At 64.6% G+C, this 19,379-nt stretch carries 17 protein-coding genes; 9 read left to right on the top strand and 8 right to left on the bottom strand.

Features of this window, described 5'->3' with window-relative positions:
* Nucleotides 1-3: 3 nt before the first annotated feature.
* The 4 genes from cyoD to cyoA are packed head-to-tail and all read right to left on the bottom strand — an operon-like array spanning nucleotide 4 to nucleotide 4,198.
* Nucleotides 4-384, bottom strand: a complete 381-nt coding sequence (gene cyoD, locus JJB99_RS03860) for a cytochrome o ubiquinol oxidase subunit IV (protein WP_200497481.1) — start codon at nucleotides 382-384, stop codon at nucleotides 4-6.
* Nucleotides 381-1,010 carry a cytochrome o ubiquinol oxidase subunit III gene (gene cyoC / locus JJB99_RS03865; RefSeq protein WP_200497482.1) on the bottom strand — a complete coding sequence of 210 codons (630 nt, stop codon included), beginning with the start codon at nucleotides 1,008-1,010 and terminating at the stop codon, nucleotides 381-383. Before cyoC ends, cyoD begins: the two co-directional genes overlap by 4 nt.
* A complete protein-coding gene (cyoB, locus tag JJB99_RS03870) occupies nucleotides 1,011-3,008 on the bottom strand; it encodes a cytochrome o ubiquinol oxidase subunit I (protein ID WP_200497483.1) in 1,998 nt (665 codons plus the stop codon). It abuts the gene before it with no gap.
* Between the two features lie 26 nt (nucleotides 3,009-3,034).
* Entirely contained in the window at nucleotides 3,035-4,198 is a 1,164-nt protein-coding gene (gene cyoA / locus JJB99_RS03875; RefSeq protein ID WP_200497484.1) for a ubiquinol oxidase subunit II, read from the bottom strand.
* 180 nt (nucleotides 4,199-4,378) lie between these two features.
* Here cyoA and JJB99_RS03880 point away from each other — a divergent pair, with 180 nt between their 5' ends.
* On the top strand, nucleotides 4,379-5,707 hold the full coding sequence (locus JJB99_RS03880) for an MFS transporter (RefSeq protein WP_200497485.1): 1,329 nt from the start codon (nucleotides 4,379-4,381) through the stop codon (nucleotides 5,705-5,707).
* 191 nt (nucleotides 5,708-5,898) lie between these two features.
* On the opposite strand, the gene JJB99_RS03885 is transcribed toward JJB99_RS03880, so the two are convergent.
* Together JJB99_RS03885 and JJB99_RS03890 are read right to left on the bottom strand one after the other, a co-directional pair.
* Entirely contained in the window at nucleotides 5,899-7,290 is a 1,392-nt protein-coding gene (locus JJB99_RS03885) for a M48 family metalloprotease (RefSeq protein WP_246775139.1), read from the bottom strand.
* A gap of 134 nt (nucleotides 7,291-7,424) precedes the next feature.
* The gene (locus JJB99_RS03890) at nucleotides 7,425-8,282 is read right to left on the bottom strand and encodes a thermonuclease family protein (RefSeq protein WP_200500037.1); all 858 of its coding nucleotides are present in this window, start codon (nucleotides 8,280-8,282) and stop codon (nucleotides 7,425-7,427) included.
* A gap of 120 nt (nucleotides 8,283-8,402) precedes the next feature.
* Between JJB99_RS03890 and JJB99_RS03895 the strand changes: the two genes are divergently transcribed.
* The 3 genes from JJB99_RS03895 (at nucleotide 8,403) to JJB99_RS03905 (ending at nucleotide 11,307) form a co-directional block, all read left to right on the top strand.
* Nucleotides 8,403-9,611 (top strand): ABC transporter substrate-binding protein, encoded by a 1,209-nt coding sequence (locus tag JJB99_RS03895; RefSeq protein WP_200497486.1) that lies wholly within the window; start codon nucleotides 8,403-8,405, stop codon nucleotides 9,609-9,611.
* Nucleotides 9,612-9,763: 152 nt separating this feature from the next.
* A complete protein-coding gene (locus JJB99_RS03900; protein ID WP_200497487.1) occupies nucleotides 9,764-10,552 on the top strand; it encodes an enoyl-CoA hydratase in 789 nt (262 codons plus the stop codon).
* Between the two features lie 2 nt (nucleotides 10,553-10,554).
* On the top strand, nucleotides 10,555-11,307 hold the full coding sequence (locus JJB99_RS03905; protein ID WP_200500038.1) for a hypothetical protein: 753 nt from the start codon (nucleotides 10,555-10,557) through the stop codon (nucleotides 11,305-11,307).
* A 42-nt stretch (nucleotides 11,308-11,349) separates the two neighbouring features.
* Here the strand turns inward: JJB99_RS03905 and JJB99_RS03910 are convergent, their stop codons facing one another.
* Nucleotides 11,350-12,159, bottom strand: coding sequence for an SDR family oxidoreductase (locus JJB99_RS03910; RefSeq protein ID WP_200497488.1), 810 nt, complete (start codon nucleotides 12,157-12,159; stop codon nucleotides 11,350-11,352).
* A gap of 177 nt (nucleotides 12,160-12,336) precedes the next feature.
* Entirely contained in the window at nucleotides 12,337-13,395 is a 1,059-nt protein-coding gene (locus JJB99_RS03915) for a polysaccharide deacetylase family protein (protein ID WP_200497489.1), read from the bottom strand.
* A gap of 168 nt (nucleotides 13,396-13,563) precedes the next feature.
* Between JJB99_RS03915 and JJB99_RS03920 the strand changes: the two genes are divergently transcribed.
* The 5 genes from JJB99_RS03920 (at nucleotide 13,564) to pstS (ending at nucleotide 19,263) form a co-directional block, all read left to right on the top strand.
* Nucleotides 13,564-14,958: an OmpA family protein gene (locus JJB99_RS03920; protein ID WP_200497490.1), complete on the top strand. Its 1,395-nt coding sequence runs from the start codon at nucleotides 13,564-13,566 to the stop codon at nucleotides 14,956-14,958.
* Between the two features lie 2 nt (nucleotides 14,959-14,960).
* On the top strand, nucleotides 14,961-15,263 hold the full coding sequence (locus tag JJB99_RS03925) for a hypothetical protein (protein WP_200497491.1): 303 nt from the start codon (nucleotides 14,961-14,963) through the stop codon (nucleotides 15,261-15,263).
* 464 nt (nucleotides 15,264-15,727) lie between these two features.
* Entirely contained in the window at nucleotides 15,728-16,783 is a 1,056-nt protein-coding gene (locus JJB99_RS03930; RefSeq protein ID WP_200497492.1) for a lysylphosphatidylglycerol synthase domain-containing protein, read from the top strand.
* A 23-nt stretch (nucleotides 16,784-16,806) separates the two neighbouring features.
* Entirely contained in the window at nucleotides 16,807-18,105 is a 1,299-nt protein-coding gene (locus JJB99_RS03935) for an ATP-binding protein (protein ID WP_200497493.1), read from the top strand.
* A gap of 144 nt (nucleotides 18,106-18,249) precedes the next feature.
* Nucleotides 18,250-19,263 carry a phosphate ABC transporter substrate-binding protein PstS gene (gene pstS / locus JJB99_RS03940; RefSeq protein WP_200497494.1) on the top strand — a complete coding sequence of 338 codons (1,014 nt, stop codon included), beginning with the start codon at nucleotides 18,250-18,252 and terminating at the stop codon, nucleotides 19,261-19,263.
* Nucleotides 19,264-19,379 lie beyond the last annotated feature (116 nt).

Genomic DNA, 19,379 nt, shown 5'->3' on the forward strand with positions numbered 1-19,379 from the left:
CGCTCACCTCATCCCCGTCATTTCGTGCATCGGCATCATGTTGCTGTTGAGGTGGTTCATCACCCACAGCGAACCGGACAGCGCGATCACCACCATGACGATGGTGAAGATCAGCGCCATCATGCTCCAGCCGTTCTCGGATTTCGGGCTCATGTGCAGGAAGTAGATCATGTGCACGACGATCTGCACGACCGCGAAAGCCATGATGACCAGCGCGGTGATCTGCTTGCTCGGCAGCGCGCCGCTCATCACCAGCCAGAACGGGATCGCGGTCAGCACCACCGAGAGCACGAAGCCGAGCATGTAGCTCGAGAAGGTACCATGGGCGTGGCTGTCGCCGTGGTGATGATCGGCCGCGTGCGCAGCGTGGGTATCGGTGTTCATCGCAGAACTCCCAGGAGATAGACGAAGGTGAAGACGCCGATCCAGACCACGTCGAGGAAATGCCAGAACATCGACAGGCACATCAGGCGGCGGCGATTGGCTTCGATCAGGCCGAACTTCCAGACCTGCACCATCAAGGTGACCAGCCAGATCAGGCCGCAGGAGACGTGCAGGCCGTGGGTGCCGACCAGGGTGAAGAAGGCGGACAGGAAGGCGCTGCGCTGCGGGGTCGCCCCTTCATGGATCATGTGGGCGAACTCGGTGAGCTCGATGCCGATGAAAGCTGCGCCGAACAGACCGGTGATCGCCAGCCACATCTGGGTCAGGGCGATCTTGTTCTGCTGCATCGTCAGCATGGCGAAGCCATAGGTGATCGAGGAGAGCAGCAGCATCGAGGTGTTCACCGCGACCAGGTCGAGGTCGAACAGGTCCTTCGGCGCCGGGCCGGCGGCGTAGTTGCCGCCGAGCACGCCGAAGGCGGCGAACAGCATCGCGAAGATGAGACAGTCGCTCATCAGGTAGATCCAGAAGCCGAGCGATGTGCTGTAGCCTTCCGGATGCGGGTGCTCGTCGGCAAGATAGAAGACCGGCTCGCCGGTTTGGGTGGGATTGACAGCGACAGTCATTTACTTGGCTCCGGCGAGCAGTTTGGTGCGCGCGTCCTCGGTCCGGATGACGTCCTCAGCCGGAATGTCGAAGTCGCGGTGATAGTTGAAGGTGTGACCGATCCCGACGGCAAGCATCGCGATGAAGCTCAACGCAGCCAACCACCAGATGTACCAGATCAGGCCGAAACCCATCGCGGTGGCGAGGCCGGCGAGGATGACGCCGGTGCCGGTGCTGCTGGGCATGTGGATCGGCTTGAACCCGGTGAGCGGACGCTGGTAGCCGCGCTTCTTCATGTCCCACCACGCGTCATTGTCGTGAACCACGGGAGTGAAGGCGAAGTTGTAGTCCGGCGGCGGCGAGGAGGTCGCCCATTCCAGCGTGCGCGCATCCCAGGGATCGCCGGTGACGTCCTTGAGCTGCTCGCGCTTGAGGAAGCTGACCGCGAACTGCATCAGCATCGAGAGGATGCCGATGAAGACGAAGACGGCGCCGATCGCGGCGACGACGAACCAGATCTGCAGGGACGGATCGTCGAACACGCGCAGGCGCCGGGTCACGCCCATCAGACCGAGCACATAGAGCGGCATGAAAGCCAGGTAGAAGCCGGTGACCCAGAACCAGAATGACATCTTGCCCCAGAACGGATCGAGCTTGAAGCCGAACGCCTTCGGAAACCAGTAATTGATGCCGGCGAACGCGCCGAACACCACACCGCCGATGATCACGTTGTGGAAGTGCGCGATCAGGAACAGGCTGTTGTGCAGCACGAAGTCGGCCGGCGGCACCGCGAGCAGCACGCCGGTCATGCCGCCGATCACGAAGGTCAGCATGAAGGCGATGGTCCACAGCATCGGCAGATCGTAGCGGATGCGGCCGCGATACATCGTGAACAGCCAGTTGAACATCTTCGCACCCGTCGGGATCGAGATGATCATCGTGGTGATGCCGAAGAACGAGTTGACGCTGGCACCCGAGCCCATCGTGAAGAAGTGGTGCAGCCAGACCAGGTACGACAGGATGGTGATGACGACCGTGGCGTAGACCATCGAGGTGTAGCCGAACAGCCGCTTGCCGGAGAAGGTCGAGGTCACTTCCGAGAAGATGCCGAAGGCGGGAAGGACCAGGATGTAGACCTCGGGGTGACCCCAGATCCAGATCAGGTTCACGTACATCATCGGGCTGCCGCCGAAATCGTTCGTGAAGAAGTTGGTGCCGACATAGCGGTCCAGCGAGAGCAGCGCGAGCACGACGGTCAGGACCGGGAAGGAGGCGACGATCAGGACGTTGGTGCACAGCGAGGTCCAGGTGAACACCGGCATCTTCATCATGGTCATGCCGGAGCAGCGCAGCTTGACGATAGTGCAGATCAGGTTGATGCCGGATAAGGTCGTGCCGACGCCGGCGACCTGCAGCGCCCAGATGTAATAGTCGACGCCGACGTCCGGGCTGTAGCCGATGTTCGACAGCGGCGGATAAGCCAGCCAGCCGGTGCGGGCGAACTCGCCGATGAACAGCGAGGCCATCACCAGCACCGCGCCGCCGACCGTCATCCAGAAGCTGAAATTGTTCAGGAACGGGAACGACACGTCGCGCGCGCCGATCTGGAGCGGCACGACGTAGTTCATCAGGCCGGTGACCAGCGGCATCGCCACGAAAAAGATCATGATCACGCCGTGAGCGGTGAAGACCTGGTCGTAGTGATGGGCGGGAAGGAAGCCTTCGGAGCCGCCGAACGCGAGCGCCTGCTGAGCGCGCATCATGAGGGCGTCGGCGAAGCCGCGCAGCAGCATCACGATGCCGAGGATCATGTACATGATGCCGATGCGCTTGTGGTCGACCGTGGTGAACCACTCGCGCCAGAGATAGCCCCAGAGGCGGAAATAGGTCACGCCGCCGAACAGCGTGATACCGCCGAGCGCGACCACCGCGAAGGTGCCGACGAGGATCGGCTCGTGCAGCGGCAGCGAATCGAGGCCGAGCCGGCCGAAGATGAGCTTGAGAAGATCAGGAGACATGCGGGATCTCTTTTACGAGTCTGACTTCAGGAGTCGGACCTGGGACGTTGTCCGAGGAAGAAGGACGAGGACTTCAGCGGCGCGAAGGTCGGTCGCTTCAGACCGGCGCCAATGAGCGGCGCCGTGTCGACGGGGGCCTTGATCGCGGCCGTGGTCGCGGCGCCTTGCGGCGCATCCGGTGTGCAGGTGCCGGCGACGAAGGTCGGCTCCGGCCCGAACGGACTGCCGCGGCGGGCGTATTTGTCATAGGTGAGCGGCAGGGTGTTGTTCAGGCCCTCATGGCCGTTGCCGCCCTTGGCGTCGATCGCCATCATCTCGCTCGCGCACATCTTGCCGGTCTCGACGCACATGTTGAGGATCAGGCGGTAGAGATCGGCATCGACGGTGCCGTAGCGCCGCACCGGCTCGTTCTCGCTGGGCTTCTCGAGCTGGAGATATTCGGTGCGGCCGAGCGAGCCGCCGGCCGATTTGGCCTGCGCGACCCAGGCGTCAAAGCCCTTGTCGTCGAGGCCCTGGAAGTTGAAGTGCATGCCGGAGAAGCCGGCGCCGCTGTAGTTCGCCGAGAAGCCCTTGTAGGTGCCGGCGTGGTTCACGACGGCGTGGAGCTTGGTCTCCATGCCGGGCATCGCGTAGATCTGGCCGGCCAGCGCGGGGATGTAGAACGAGTTCATCACCGAGGAGGCGGTGATGCGGAAATTGATCGGACGATCGACCGGTGCCGCCAGGTCGTTGACGCTGGCGATGCCATAGTCCGGATAGATGAAGAGCCACTTCCAGTCGAGCGCGACGACGTCGACCTCGAGCGGGGCCTTCGACTGGTCGATCGCGCGATCGGCGTGGATGCGGCCGAGCGTGCGATAGGGATCGAGCAGATGCGTGCCCATCCAGGTCAGCGCGCCGAGGCAAATGATGATCAGCAGCGGTGCCGACCAGATCACCAGCTCGAGCTTGGTCGAGTGATCCCATTCCGGCTCGTAGCGGGCCGAATTGTTGGACTGGCGGTAGCGCCAGGCGAACAGCACCGTCAGCGCCATCACGGGGACGACGATCAGGAGCATCAGGACGGTGGAGATGATGACGAGGTCGCGCTGCTGGGCAGCGATGTCGCCGGCTGGCGCCAGCACGATGTAGTTGCAGCCACTGAGCGCAACTGCCAGGGGTAGCAGCGCCAGGATCTTGAGACGGGACACGGGCCGAACCTTTGAGAATGGGTTTCCTTTGCGGGACCAAGGGGTAGCTGCGGCGCAACAATCAGGACATTGGACAATTTGTCCAATGTTGCAGTGCGGGATGTTGGGTCAAACAGGCCCAGATTGCCTGGCATCCGCCGGGCGGCCGGCTTTGGTTTTCAGGACGTTAAGGGCGCACGCATGGCGACGGCACAGACCCCCGCAATGGCAGACCTCCACTCGGGCGAGCATGGCCACGACCAGGCCAGTCCCGGCGAGATCGCCATCGGCGTCATCATCGGCCGCACCTCGGAATTCTTCGACTTCTTCGTCTTCGCGATCGCCTCGGTGATCGTGTTTCCGCGCCTGGTCTTCCCGTTCACGAGCGAGCTGACCGGCACCCTTTATTCCTTCATGATCTTCGCGCTGGCCTTCATGGCCCGCCCGATCGGCACCGTCATCTTCATGATTGTCGACCGGGAGTACGGCAAGACGGCCAAGCTGGTCTCGGCGCTGTTCCTGCTCGGCACCGCCACCGTCGCGCTCGCGTTCCTGCCCGGCTATCGCGACATCGGCAGTGCGGCGATCTGGCTCTTGGCGCTGGCGCGTATCGCGCAGGGCCTGGCCTGGGGCGGCGCCTGGGACGGCATGGCTTCGCTGCTGGCGCTGAACGCGCCGCCGTCCAAGCGCGGCTGGTACGCGATGGTGCCGCAGCTCGGGGCTCCGCTCGGATTGATCGTGGCGAGCGCGCTGTTTGCCTATTTCGCCGGCAACCTCTCGGCCGACGATTTCTTCGATTGGGGCTGGCGCTATCCGTTCTTCGTCGCCTTCGCCATCAACGTCGTGGCGCTGTTCGCGCGGCTGCGCATGGTGACGACGGAGGAATATGCCACGCTGTTCGAGACCCGCGAATTGCAGCCCGCGCGCATCTCCGAGACCGTCGCGCGCGAGGGCCAGAACATCATGCTCGGGGCGTTCGCGCCGCTGGCGAGCTTCGCGCTGTTCCACATGGTCACGGTGTTTCCGCTGTCCTGGGTGTTCCTGTTCACCCGCGAAAGCCCGGTGCGCTTCCTGATCATCGAGATTGTCGCTGCCGTGTTCGGCGTCGCCGCGATCGTGATCTCGGGCATCATCGCCGACCGCGTCGGCCGCAAGTCGCTCTTGATGGGATCGGCAATCGCGATCGCGATCTACAGCGGCTTCGCCCCGCAGCTGCTCGATGCCGGCGCGTTCGGCGAGACCATCTACATGGTGATCGGCTTCATCCTGCTCGGCCTGTCGTTCGGCCAGTCCTCGGGCGCGATCGCCTCGAACTTCAGGCAGGCCTACCGCTACACGGCCTCGGCGCTGACCTCGGACATGGCCTGGCTGTTCGGTGCCGGCTTCGCGCCGCTCGTCGCACTGCTGCTCGCCACCAATCTCGGCGTCATCGCCTCGGGTGCGTATCTGCTGTCAGGCGCGTTCTGGACCCTGCTTGCGCTCTGGCTCAGCGGCCAGCGCGAAGCCGGCGACATGGACGCGGGCGGTTAGCTAGGCGCGAGCTGCAGCTCCAAAACAGGTGTCGTCCCGGCGAACGCCGGGACCCATAACCCCAGGGTGGGGTTGTAGGGGCGAGCTGGCAACCACGAGTCTTCGCCAAACCAAATTCTGTGGTTATGGCTCCCGGATCCGCGCTTACGCTTGTCCGGGACGACGGCGGAATTTGTCGAGATACGGCAGCGTCAATCCGCGACGATCTTCACGCGGTCGCGCACCTTCACCTGCGCGGAGCGATCGAGTCCGTTCAGCACACGAAACCGCTCGGCGGGATGATCGACGCCGGCCATGCGGTGCGAGAGCGATTCCACGGTATCGCCGGGCTGCACGGTGATGACTTTGATGCGCAGCGGGCGCGCGGCCTGGATCTCGTCGAGCGTCAGGCGGCGGAATGAATTGACGGTCTCGCGCGCGTTGCGCTCGCTCTCGGTCGATTTCTGCCGTGCCGCGAAGATGAAGCGGTAGACATCGCTGCCGAACCGCAGCGCATAGACCTTGAACTGCCATTGGTCGCCCTTGGCGGTGGCGGACGCCGCCGGAAAACCGTTGATGGTGAGGTCCTCGGTCGATGCCTTCTCGACGCCCTCCATCCAGCCTGAATTGAGGTAATCGCCGAGCGACTGCTCGGCTGGCACGCGCACGACATCGAAGCGCATCGCCTGCGAGCCGCCGTCGCGCACGCCGATCACAGCCTGCGCGGTATTGTCGAGCGTAAAATTGTCCGGCGCCTGGAAGGTGAAGCCGAGCTTGGGATGCAGAAAACGGCGGCCGCGGACAAAGCCTTCGCTGGGATCTTCGCCATAGACGAGATTGTCGATCGCGGCGAGATAGCTCTCGCGGTCGCGCTCGGCGCCTTCAGGGGCAGTATATTGCCGCGCGATGGCCTGCGCGTTCTGGACGCGCTCCGGCGTTGCCGGATGCGATGAGGTGAAATCCTGCGCGCGCGGATCGAGCGAGGTCTTGCCGGCTTTCAGCTCGGCATTGCGCTCCATCGCCGAAAGAAACCGTGCAGCACCATAAGGGTCGAAATGGGCCTTGGCGGAGATGCCGACGCCCATGGCGTCAGCCTCGAACTCCTGGTTTCGCGAAAAGCTCGCCATGGTGAGCTTGGTCTTGGCGAGCGCGAGCGCGGTGAGGTCGGGATCGGTGCTCATGTCAGTGACGACGCGGGTGACGATCGCAGCCTGGCGGGCCTGGTCCTCGCGCATCGCCGCGTGCTTGGACAGCACATGCGCCATCTCGTGGCTCAGCACCGAGGACAATTCCGAGGTATCGCTCGCGAGCGCAAGCAGTCCGCGGGTGACATAGAGCTGGCCGTTCGGCAGCGCGAAGGCGTTCACCGCGCCGGAATTGAGGATGGTGACCTTGTAGCCCTGGTCGGGACGGTCGGACGCGGCGACGAGCCGGTCGACGGTCTTGCTGACGAGCGCCTCGAGCCTGGGGTCGTCATAGGTGCCGCCGTAGCTCGCCAGGATCCGCTCATGCTCCTTCTCGGTGGCAGGAGTCTGCGCGACGGCCGGCTTCGGCTTGGGCATCGCCACGGTCGGCGGAGCGGCCGCAGTCTGGAACCGGTTCATGTCGCCGCAACCGGCGAGGAGCCCGCCCAGCGCAAGGCAAAGCGCGGCCGGCGCAGCCCGCAGGCGGCGGCCATTACTTCGTCCGTGCCGTTCTAGCACCCCATTCACGTCGCTTAACCTGTGCCCAGCCTTATCTAAGGCCTTACCCCTGTCGGCTCGTTTGCGCCCAGCAATTCGACCTGTCCGATGAGGCGCACATCGATCCGCGGCCCCGTATTCCCCTCGACCCAGCCCCGAACTCGAATACGACGATTTTCCAAGGACTTGAGGGCGATTCCGGCGGTTTCGAACGCCGGCAGCACGCGCTTTGAAATAGTCACGGCAAAGCCGCGTGTCCAGCTTCGTCCGAAGTTGAGGTAGGTCGTTGCCCCAGCTTGCCGGACCGACAGGACTTTGCCCTCGACCACCATAAAGCGCCCGATCCCGGCCAAAATATCGTCCGGACTTTCCGCGTTTTTTATGGCCGACAGGTCAGCCCAACTGCCCTTTTTTTGGCGCCGCGCCTCGGCCTCCGACGACATCAGGACCGCCGCGCAGTCCTTGTCGGTGATCTCGGCGGAGACGAGGGCGTCCCCTTGGGCGAGCAGCAGGGCCTGCACGGACATGTCGCTCTCGCCGATGAACACGAGCGCGCCCTGCCGGCCATAGCGATCGGGCGTGTCGTCAGTGCCGCGCAGGATCACGTCGCGGCCGACGAGCAGAGAAGTCAGCGCCTGCTTCGTCGTTGCGGTCGCCTCGATGCCGGTGAGGCGCACCTCGCGGCCGTCGTCGAGACGCACGCTGCGCGCATCGACAATCGTGGCGACGCGTCCTTCGCCCTGCGTGTCGAATTGGCACGGCGCGGCCAGCGCGGCGTGACCCACGAGGAGAAAGGATGCGACGATGAGACGAAGCCGTTGCGTCACGTGACCCGGAGAGGTTGCGTTACGCGTCGACCTTAACTCACGCGCGGTGGAGCGCGAAGGGGCTTCGTTCCGTTTTACGGAAAACATGCGCATGATCGTTCATCCGCACCCGTGCTTGCTGCGCTGTCGCGCATGCGGCATGATCGCGGCAACAACGATAACCAAGCCGCCATCAGAGCAACGGCGCGATAAGGGGAGTCTTTTTCCATGAAGCATATTTTGTCGGGCATTTTTGCCGCAGCGTTTGCCCTCAGTGCGAGCGCCGCGGCACAGGCCCAGGACAAGCCGCCGCTGAAGATTGGCGGCATTCTCGACATGTCGAGCCTTTACGCCGACATCACCGGCGCCGGCAGTGAGACCGCAGCCAAGATGGCCGTCGAGGATTTTGGCGGCGAGGTGCTCGGACGCAAGATCCAGGTGCTGGCGGCCGACCATCTCAACAAGGCCGACCTGTCCGCCAACATTGCCCGCGACATGATCGACAACCAGGGCGTCGAGATGATCTACGACGTCGCGGCGTCCGCGACCGCGCTTGCCGCCGGCGAGATCGCGAAGGCGCGCAACAAGATCATCATGTTCAACGGCCCGGGCTCGATCCGTCTCACCAACGAGGCCTGCGGACCCTACACGGTGCATTACGTGTTCGACACCTTCGCCCAGGCCAACGTGACCGGCCTTGCCGCGGTGAAGTCCGGCCTCGACACCTGGTTCTTCCTCACCGCGGACTACGCCTTCGGCCAGGACCTGGAGAAGGACACCAGCGCCGTCGTCACCAAGACCGGCGGCAAGGTGCTCGGCAGCGTGCGCCATCCGCTCAACACGTCGGACTTTTCGTCGTTCCTGCTCCAGGCCCAGGCTTCGAAAGCCAAGGTGATCGGGCTCGCCAATGCGGGCGGTGATACCGTCAACGCCATCAAGCAGTCGGCGGAGTTCGGGATCATGAAGGGCGGCCAGAAACTGTCGCCATTGCTCGCCTTCGTCACCGACATCGACTCGATCGGGCTGGAAACGGCGCAGGGCCTGCTGCTCGCGGAAGCGTTCTACTGGGACCTCAATGACGAGACCCGCGCCTTCTCGAAGCGCTTTCAGGAGCGCATGAAGCGGCCGCCGACCTCCGCGCAGGCCGGCGTCTATTCCTCCGTCACGCATTACCTGAAGGCCGTGAAGGCCGCCGGCACGACAGACGCCGCCGCGGTGATGAAGGTGATGAAGGAGACGCCGATCAACGACTTCTTCGCTCACGGCGGCAGGATCCGCGAGGACGGCCGCATGATCCACGACATGTACCTGTTCGAGGTGAAGAAGCCGTCGGAGTCCAAGGGCCGCTGGGACGACTACAAGCTGCTCGCCACCGTGCCCGGCAGCGAGGCGTTCCAGTCGCTGGAGCAGTCGCGCTGCCCGCTGGTGAAGAAATGACATCGTGACGTAGGTCGCGACGTCATCCCGGGCTCGCGAAGCGAGAGCCCGGGATGCATCGGGCCGCAGTGACTGTCGAAAAATGGACTCCGGGCTCGCGCTTCGCGCGCCCCAGAATGACCGATCAAAACAACAACAAGGGAGACCACCCCATGAACGACATGGTCCTGCAAAAGCTCGAAGGCGGGCTGCTCACCATCACCATGAACCGGCCCGAACGGAAGAATGCGCTGAATCCCGAGATGGTCGCCGGCCTTGTCGAAGCGGCACGGCGCGCGGCCGACGATCCGGAGGTGCGGGCGGTGCTGTTCAAGGGCGCAGGCGGCTCGTTCTGCGTCGGCGGCGACGTCAAATCGATGGCGGCAGGCCGCGCCCCGCTGCCATTCGAGGTGAAGATGGCGAACCTGCGCCGCGGCATGGAGGTCTCGCGCATCCTGCACCAGATGCCGAAGCCCGTGGTGGCGCAGCTCGATGGTGCAGCAGCTGGTGCCGGCCTGTCGATGGCGCTGTCGTGCGACCTGCGCATTGCCAGCGAATCCTGCAAGATTACGACCGCTTTCGCCAAGGTCGGTTTTTCCGGCGATTACGGCGGCACTTATTTTCTCACCCAGCTGCTCGGCAGCGCGCGGGCGCGGGAGCTCTATCTGATGTCGCCGGTGCTGACCGCGAAGGAAGCGCATGCGATCGGCATGGTGACCAAGGTCGTGCCCGACGCCGAGATCGATGCCGCCGCGCACGAACTTGCGTTGTCGCTGGCGCAAGGGCCGTCGATCGCGCTCGGCTTCATCAAGCGCAACATCAACAATGCCGAGCATCTGCCGCTGGAGGACTGTTTCGATGGCGAAGCGATCCACCACACCCGCTGCAGCGATACCGAGGATCACAAGGAGGCTGCAAAGGCCTTCGTCGAGAAGCGCAAGCCGACGTTCAAGGGCGCATGACGATGGCGCCCTATGTCCGGCTGCGTCAGATCTGCCTGGTCGCGCCGCAGCTCGAGCCGGTGATCACGGATATCGCCCGGATCATGGGCCTCGCCGTCTGCTACCGCGACGGTAATGTCGCGAAATATGGCCTGGAGAACGCGCTGCTCCCGGTCGACACGATCCTGCTGGAGGTGGTCGCGCCGTTCAAGGACGGCACCGCGGCCGGCCGCTTCATCGAGAAGACCGGCGGCCGCGGCGGTTACATGGCGATCTTCTGCTGCAACGATCCCGACGAGCGCGGGCGTCATGCCAATGCGATGGGTGTGCGCACGGCGAACGTTATTGACCACGCGCCCTATCACGGCGTGCAGCTCCACCCCCGCGACTGCCGCGCGGCCTTCATCGAGTTCAACCACACCGAAGGCAGCGACGACATTTTAGGCCCGTATCCGCCGGCGGGACCCGACTGGCAGAAATTCATCCGCAAGGATGTGACCCAGGCGCTGACCAGCGTCGAGATGCAGAGCCCGGACCCACAGGGGCTGGCGGCGCATTGGGGCAAGATCATCGGGGTTGCCCCGACTGGCGATGCCGAACTGAAACTTCCAAATGCGACCTTCCGCTTCGCCACCGGCGCCAGCGAGATCATGAGCGCGCTGGAGTTTCGGGTTGCCGATCCTGCAAGTGCCCTGCACGCGGCGCGGCAAAGGGGGCTCGCGGTTGCCGGCAACGAGTTCCTGCTGGGCGGCGTGACGTTCCGGCTAGCGTCTTGAGCGAGGCGTCGTTTTGCGGGCCTTGAAGGATGGGCGGCGCTCTCAGCTATCCCAGCCGCTCCCCTTGATCCCCGGATTCGCATAGACGATCCCGCCATCGACCGCGATGGTCGCGCCCACCACGTAATCCCCCGCGCGCGAGGCGAGATAGATCGCTGCGCCCGCCATGTCCTCGTCGGTGCCGATGCGCCCCGCAGGCACGCGGGTCGCGACCTCGTCCCCGTGGTCGCGGGCGGCGCGGTTCATGTCGGACTGGAACGGGCCCGGCGCGATCGCCGTGACGACGACGTGGTCGGAGATCAGCTTCACCGCCATGCGCCGGGTCAGGTGGATCAGCCCGGCCTTGCTCGCGGCGTAGGAATAGGTCTCCATCGGGTTGACGAAGATGCCGTCGATCGAGGCGATGTTGATCACCTTGGCCGGCCGCTCGGCGCTCGCTGCCGCGCGCAGGGCCGGTGCAAGCGCCTTGGTCAGGAAGAACGGCGCCTTGACGTTGAGGTTCATCACCTTGTCCCAGCCGCTCTCCGGAAATTCGTCGAACGCGGCGCCCCAGGCCGCACCGGCGTTGTTGACGAGGATGTCGAGCCTCGGCTCGCGCTTTTTGAATTCGCCGGCGAGCAGCTCGGCGCCGGCCAGCGTCGAGATGTCGATCGGCAGCGCGATGCATTCGCCGTCATAACGTGCGGAGAGCTCCTTCGCGGTCTCCTCGCACGGCCCGGCCTTGCGCGCGGTGATGTAGACCTTCGCCGCGCCGGCGCTGAGAAAACCCGCCGCAATCATCTTGCCGATGCCGCGCGAGCCGCCGGTGACGAGCGCAATGCGGCCTTTGAGTGAGAACAGGTCGTTGAACATGGTGCCTCCCTTGTTGGCGCTCGTTGTGGGCGGGGAGGGGTGGGGAGTCAATCTCCGCTATCGCTCCGCCTCATCCTGAGGAGCGCGTCAGCGCGTCTCGAAGGATGCGGGCGGCCATCCTTCGAGACGCGCTCCTTCGGAGCGCTCCTCAGGATAAGGTCTGAATGTGCGGACGGATCAGGCCGCCGCGATTCGGCGAAAGCCGTTCCACATCGCGGTCGCAGCGCCCGAGGTCAGCACCGGCAAAATCCGCGTGTCCTGGTAATTGCCGTTGAGCGAGACCCGCGGCAGCGCGGTCAGGTGGCCGGCGTTCTCGGCGAACAGCATGCCGGGCCGCGTCGTCACCGCGGTCTTGAAGCCGGCGGATGCGGCAAGGACGAATTCGCGCATCCCGGCGGCCTCGCGGTCGCCATAGGGATAGGCGAAATGCTGTACGGGGCGCTCCAGCGCCGCTTCGATCCGGGCACGGCCGATCGCCATCTCCTGCGCGGCGATATCTTCGGCCTGCTTGGCGAGATTGCAATGGCTGATGGTGTGGGCGCCGATCGTCACCAGCGGATCGGCGGCAAATGTCTTCACCTCGTCCCACGACAGGCACAGGCTGCGGCACAGCGCGCCTAGGTCGACGCCGTATGTCGTGCAGAGCGCCTCGATCTCGCGCTTGAGGTCGTGCTCGCCCGGCAGCGCGCGCAGCCAATCATGCAGGCGGTCGAATGCCGCCTGCTTTGCGGCCGGCGTCGTCGCATCAAGGCGCAGCGCGGCATTGCCGATTCTCACCTCGATCTGCTCCGCCTTGGCGACGACCGCTTCCAGCGCCGCCCACCACAGCCGTCCGGATCCTTCGGCGAAATCGCTGGCGACATAGACTGCCAATGGCGCGTCAAATTCGCGCAGCACGGGCAGCGCATAGTCCACATTGTCGCGATAGCCGTCGTCGAGGGTGAAGGCGGCGAAGCGGCGGGCGAAGCGGCCCTGCACCAGCCGCTCATGTAGCTCGTCCATGCTGACGATGTCGATGTCGCGCGAGCGCAGATGGCACAGCGTGGCGCGCAGGAATTCGGGGGTGACTTCGAGATGCCGGTTCGGTTGGAACGCGCCTTCACGAGCCGGCCGCACATGGTGCAGCATGAAAATGGCGCCGACGCCCGACAACAGCGGACGCAGCAAATGGTGCGCCCCACTGAAATAGAGCGCCCCCAGCCCGGCGCGAATGACGTTGTTGCGGAGTTGTTTCATTGCAGGCTGGCGAACCCCCGGGGCATTCCGCCCACAACTTAGGGTGTGACCCTTGAAGAAAAAGTTATTCCAAATGTTTCACGAAAGGCGCCCGAAAAGGGACCATTTCCGGTTTGACAGCCCGCCAAGGGTTTGTTTTGTCTTCGGTTCCAGAGTTCGGGTCGTCGAATGCACAAACTTTTCAGGTGGGCCAGCAAATGGTGGCCGGGGCTGATCCCCCTGGCCGTCATGTGGGGATTTGCGGCCTGGAATAACACCTTGCCGGTCGAGGCGGATCTCTCGGCCCGCAGCACGGCGGCGCTCAAGGACACAGTCCTCGATAAGACGCGGATCACGGTCGACGGCCGCGACGTCAGCCTGGCCGCGGAGGCCTTTTCCGAGGAAGGGCGCCGCGACGCCGTGACGGCGGTCGAGACCGTTCCCGGCGTGCGCCTCGTCGACGACCGGACTCGCCTTGTTCCCGAAGCAAAACCCTTCGTCTGGAATGCCGAACGTGACGTGGTGCGGGTGACGCTGTCGGGCTCCGCGCCCTTGCCGTCGATGAAGCAGCGGCTGACCGAGGCGGCCCGCAAGGAGGTCAACGGGGGCGAGGTCGCCGATCAGATGGGGCTGGCGCGCGGTGCGCCGCCGCGCTTCGAAGCGGCTGCGATGCTGCTGCTCGACCAGATCGGCAAGCTGAAGGACGGCAAGATCACGATCGCCGATACCAAGGTCAATCTGTCGGGTATGGCGCGCGAGCTCGGCGGCCGCGAGGCCATCGCCGCGGCGCTGAAGAATCTGCCCGAAGGCTTTTCGATCGCCGGCAACGCCATCAAGGCGCCGCCTTACATCTTCCAGGCCTACAAGGACCCGGTCGCCGCGACCGTGACGCTGACCGGCTACGTGCCTGACAACGACGTGCATGGGGCGATCGCGACCAGTGCGTCGCGCAAATTCTTTGGCGAGAAGGTGGTCGATAATCTGAAGGCCAGCATCGGGGCGCCCGGCTCGTTCAGCACCGCCGTGGTCGCCGCGCTCGGCGCGCTGTCGCGGCTGTCGACCGGCACGCTCGTGGTGTCCGATCGCGAGGTGAAGCTGTCGGGCGATGCGCTCTATGAAGGCGCCGCCAACGACATTCGCGCAGGGCTCGGCAAGGACTTTCCGAAGAACTGGCAGTACAAGCCCGAGATCACGGTGAAGCCCGCGGCGGGCCCGGTCGACGGCACGGTGTGCCAGCAATTGTTCACCGAGCTGCTGAACAAGGGCAAGATCCGCTTCGCGGCCAAGCGCGCCGACATTGATCCGGATTCCGCCGGCGTTCTCGATCATCTGATCGAGACGGCGCTGCGCTGTCCCACCACCAATATCGAGGTCGCCGGGCACACCGATGCCGACGGCGAGGACTCCTTCAACCAGGCGCTCTCGGAGAAGCGCGCGCAGGCAGTGATCGATTATCTGGTCAAGGCCGGTCTGCCCGCCACCCGCTTCACCGCGGTCGGCTACGGCGCCACGCAGCCTCTCGCCCGCAACGACAGCGACGAAGGCAAGGCGCAAAACCGCCGCATCGAATTTCTGGTGAGGTGACCATGCCCTATCTGGTCTCGTTTCATGTGGGTTGGTTGATCGGCTCGCTGCTGCTGGGCTTCTGTATGGGCTGGATCTCGGTGGTCCAGCGCGGCAACGGCACCTCGAAGGTCACCGCCCGCTGGCTGGCCGCGCTCGCTGCCGCTCTGGTCGCGGCCTCATTCACGCATGTGGTCCCCGGTCGCTTCGGCTACTGGCTCGACCTCGGCCTGATCATGTTCGCCTGCTATCTCGTCGGCTGCACCATCGGGGCCTGGCTGCGCGACCGGGTAGTATCGCGGACCGCGCCGCCAGCGGCTCCGTGATGTTGCTGCGCACCCTGACCATTGGCGGCAGGGTCTGGCTACGTAGCCCTTCGGCACATTGGAAAACCGTGAACAACGGCTTCGGGCTGCCCCTCTTTCAACAGGCAGGCGCGGTCCATAGATTGACGTCGGCTTAAGCCGCGACGGAACATTGTGCGGCTGAAATCATCAAAACTTCATGGCACCTGCGCAGGATTGCCATGGAGATTCGCCTCAGGTCCTGCCGCCGAAAGCGCCAAACCCGTGCACCCGGAGCCCATAGCCTGCCTAAAACATTGAAGGCACGAGTTTTTATTCGAATTGGCGAATTCCACTCGGCCGCAAAACGCGCTAGTGGAGGGGCAGGGGGCATGCGCGAGGCCGGAGCCGGCGGCAAAGGGCCTGGCAAGGGTTCGTTGAGTGCCAGTGCGTCGTCTGCCTGTCCGTCGGCCACCCCGGCCGCTGAAGCGTTGTTCGAGGTCTAGATGCTGGAAGCTATCCGCAGGGCGATGACGTTTCTGCGCCAGAAGCAAATCCTGCACAAACTTGGAGTTGTGGTCAGCGTCGCGGTCATCGGCATCGCTTGCTATGTGCTCTACCATATGCTGCGCGGCATCGATTTCAACGAGGTGCTCGAGGCGATCAAGAGCACCGAGCCGAGCCAGATTGCGATGGCGGCGCTGTTCGTCGCCGCGGGCTATTTCACCCTGACCTTCTACGACCTGTTCGCCGTGCGCGCGATCGGCCATGCCCACGTACCCTATCGCGTCAACGCGCTCGCCGCCTTCACCAGCTATTCGATCGGCCACAATGTCGGCGCCAGCGTCTTTACCGGCGGTGCGGTACGTTACCGCATTTACTCGGCCTATGGGCTGAACGCGATCGACGTTGCGAAGATCTGCTTCCTCGCCGGCCTGACCTTCTGGCTCGGCAATGCCGCCGTGCTCGGCCTCGGCATCTCCTACCATCCGGAGGCCGCCGCCGCGATCGACCAGCTTCCGCCCTGGCTGAACCGGGCGATGGCGATGATGATCATCGTGGCCTTGGTCGCCTATGTGGTGTGGGTCTGGACCCAGCCGCGCGTGGTCGGCCGCGGACCCTGGACCGTGATGCTGCCGGGCGGCCCGCTGACACTGCTCCAGATCGCGATCGGCATCGTCGATCTCGGCTTCTGCGCGCTCGCGATGTACGTGCTGGTGCCGGACGAGCCCAACCTCGGCTTCGTCGTGGTCGCGGTGATTTTCGTCTCGGCGACGCTGCTCGGCTTTGCCAGCCACTCGCCCGGCGGCCTCGGGGTGTTCGACGCCGCCATGCTGGTCGGGCTCTGGCAGATGGACCGCGAGGAACTCCTTGGCGGCATGCTGCTGTTCCGCGTGCTCTACTATCTGTCCCCCTTCGTCATATCTGTAATCTTGCTGACGTTTCGCGAAGTTATAATCGGTGCACGATCGAAGCGTTTGCAGCAGGCGGCGCTCAAGCTCGACCCCGGCCCGGCGCGTGAAGCCGCTTATGTGAGAGAACGCAGCGACAGCGGCGCCTGAGCCCCTAGGAGAAGCCCGCCCCGATGGCGATCGACGCCCCATCGTCTCCCTCCACCCAGCCCTGGTCCGACCGGCTGCGGCATTCCACTGTCATCCTGATCGCCGCGGCGGTGGCGCTGTCGGTGGTGGTCTCGCTCGGCGAATTGTCAGTGATGCGCGCCGCGACGGTGTTCCTCTGCATCGCTGCCGCGGCGCTGATCCCCTGGCGGCTGCACGATCATGCCGCCTCGCGCGACGACACCCGCCGCGTCAATCCGGTCGAAAGCGCAGCAGTGGCCGCGGTGGTCGCCGGCATGCCGGATCCGGCGGTGCTGCTCGACCGCGCCGGCCGCGTCATCCATCTCAATGCCGCTGCCGCCCAGCTTGCGCCGGCGCTGCGCAAGAACGAGCTCGCCCAGTTCGCGCTGCGCTCGCCGGAGATCATCACCGCGCTGCGCGAGTCGATCGCCACCACCGAGCCGCGCCGCGCGACTTATCTCGACCATGTCCCGGTCGACCGCTGGATGGAGCTGATCATCACCCCGGTGCCGGTTCCGACCAGCTTCGGCGGCGCCGACAAATGCATGCTGATGACCTTCCATGACCAGACGCCACTGCGCCGGGTCGAGGAAATGCGCGCCGACTTCGTCGCCAATGCCAGCCACGAGCTGCGCACGCCGCTCGCCGCGCTGTCGGGCTTCATCGACACGCTGCAAGGGCAAGCCAAGGACGATCCCAAGGCGCGCGAGCGCTTTCTCGGGATCATGCACAACCAGGCCACCCGCATGGCGCGCCTGATCGACGATCTGCTCTCGCTCTCGCGCGTCGAGCTGTCGGCCCATGTGCGGCCGGACACCCTGGTCGACCTGCTGCCAATCATCCTCCAGGTCGCCGATGGGCTCGAGCCGCTGGCGCGGGAACGCCAGGTCGAGGTCGAGACCCATCTGCCGGAGGCGCCGGTGATGATCGCCGGCGATCGCGAGGAGCTGCTGCGCCTGTTCGAGAACCTGATCGAGAACGCGCTCAAATACGGCGCCTCGGGCGGGCGTGTTATCGTGTCGCTGACGGTTCCGGCGGCCAGTGACGGCACTCAGGAAATCCGGGTCATGGTGCGCGATTTCGGTCCCGGCATCGCGCCCGAGCACCTGCCGCGCCTGACCGAGCGGTTCTATCGGGTTGACGTCGGCGACAGCCGCTCGCAGGGCGGGACGGGACTGGGATTATCGCTGGTGAAACATATTCTTAACCGTCATCGCGGCCGGCTTTTGATCGAAAGCGTGCCCAGACAGGGCGCCACTTTCACCGCCTGTTTCCCCCAGGCGAAGACCCTGACGCAGGGCTGAATTTCTAGTGATTCCAATCGCTTGGTTGTGTCATCCGACTGTCATGAAACCTTCGTAAAAGCACAGCCGACCGCTCCTAAAGGGGCGGCACGGGGAGCGCAATCGGGCGCGCATGGCGCTTCGTTCCCCTGTATGGAGACCAGCATGAATTTCATCAAAACTGTCGTCGCTGCTGGCTTGGTCGCCGCATCGGCGACGGCGGCTTTCGCTGCCGACATCACGGGTGCCGGGGCGACCTTCCCGTTCCCGATCTATTCGAAGTGGGCTGACGCCTACAAGAAAGAGACCGGCAACGGTCTGAACTACCAGTCGATCGGTTCCGGCGGCGGCATCAAGCAGATCCAGGCCAAGACCGTGACGTTCGGCGCCAGCGACGCGCCGCTCAAGGCCGAGCAGCTCGAGAAGGACGGCCTCGTCCAGTGGCCGATGGTGATGGGCGCGATCGTTCCCGTCGTCAACATCGAGGGCGTCAAGCCCGGCGAGTTGGTGTTCGACGGCGAGACCCTCGCCAACATCTATCTCGGCAAGATCACAAAGTGGGACGACGCTGCGATCAAGAAGCTCAATCCGAACGTGAAGCTGCCGTCGGACGCCATCACCGTGGTCCGCCGCTCGGACGGCTCGGGCACCACCTTCAACTTCACCAACTATCTCTCCAAGGCCAGCGCGGATTGGAAGAGCAAGGTCGGTGAGGGCACCGCGGTCGAGTGGCCGGTCGGCGTCGGCGCCAAGGGCAACGAAGGCGTGTCGGGCAACATCAGCCAGACCAAGAACTCGATCGGCTATGTCGAGTACGCCTATGCCAAGCAGAACAAGCTGACCTACACTGCACTCGTCAACAAGTCCGGCAAGACCGTCCAGCCGACCGTCGAGGCGTTCCAGGCGGCCGCTTCCAACGCCGACTGGGCCAAGGCTCCCGGCTACTACGTCATCCTGACCGACCAGCCCGGCGACAAGTCCTGGCCGATCACGGCCGCGACCTTCATCCTGATGCACAAGGAGCCGGCTGATAAGGCGGCGTCGAAGGAAGCCCTCAAGTTCTTCGCCTGGGCGTTCAAGAACGGCGCCAAGGCGGCTGAGGAGCTCGACTATATTCCGATGCCCGAGAGCGTCGTGAAGCTGATCGAGAAGACCTGGTCGGCCGACATCAAGAGCTAAGCTCTTCTGTTCCGAAAGGCGGTGCGGCGAAAGCCGCGCCGCCGCTCCCGGGGCGCTTTGCGGACTATCGTTCTCCGGGCCGGACTCGCGATCTGCGAACCGTCTTGGGCCGGAGA

The organism is Bradyrhizobium diazoefficiens (assembly GCF_016616235.1).
GTDB classification, from domain to species: domain Bacteria; phylum Pseudomonadota; class Alphaproteobacteria; order Rhizobiales; family Xanthobacteraceae; genus Bradyrhizobium; species Bradyrhizobium diazoefficiens_H.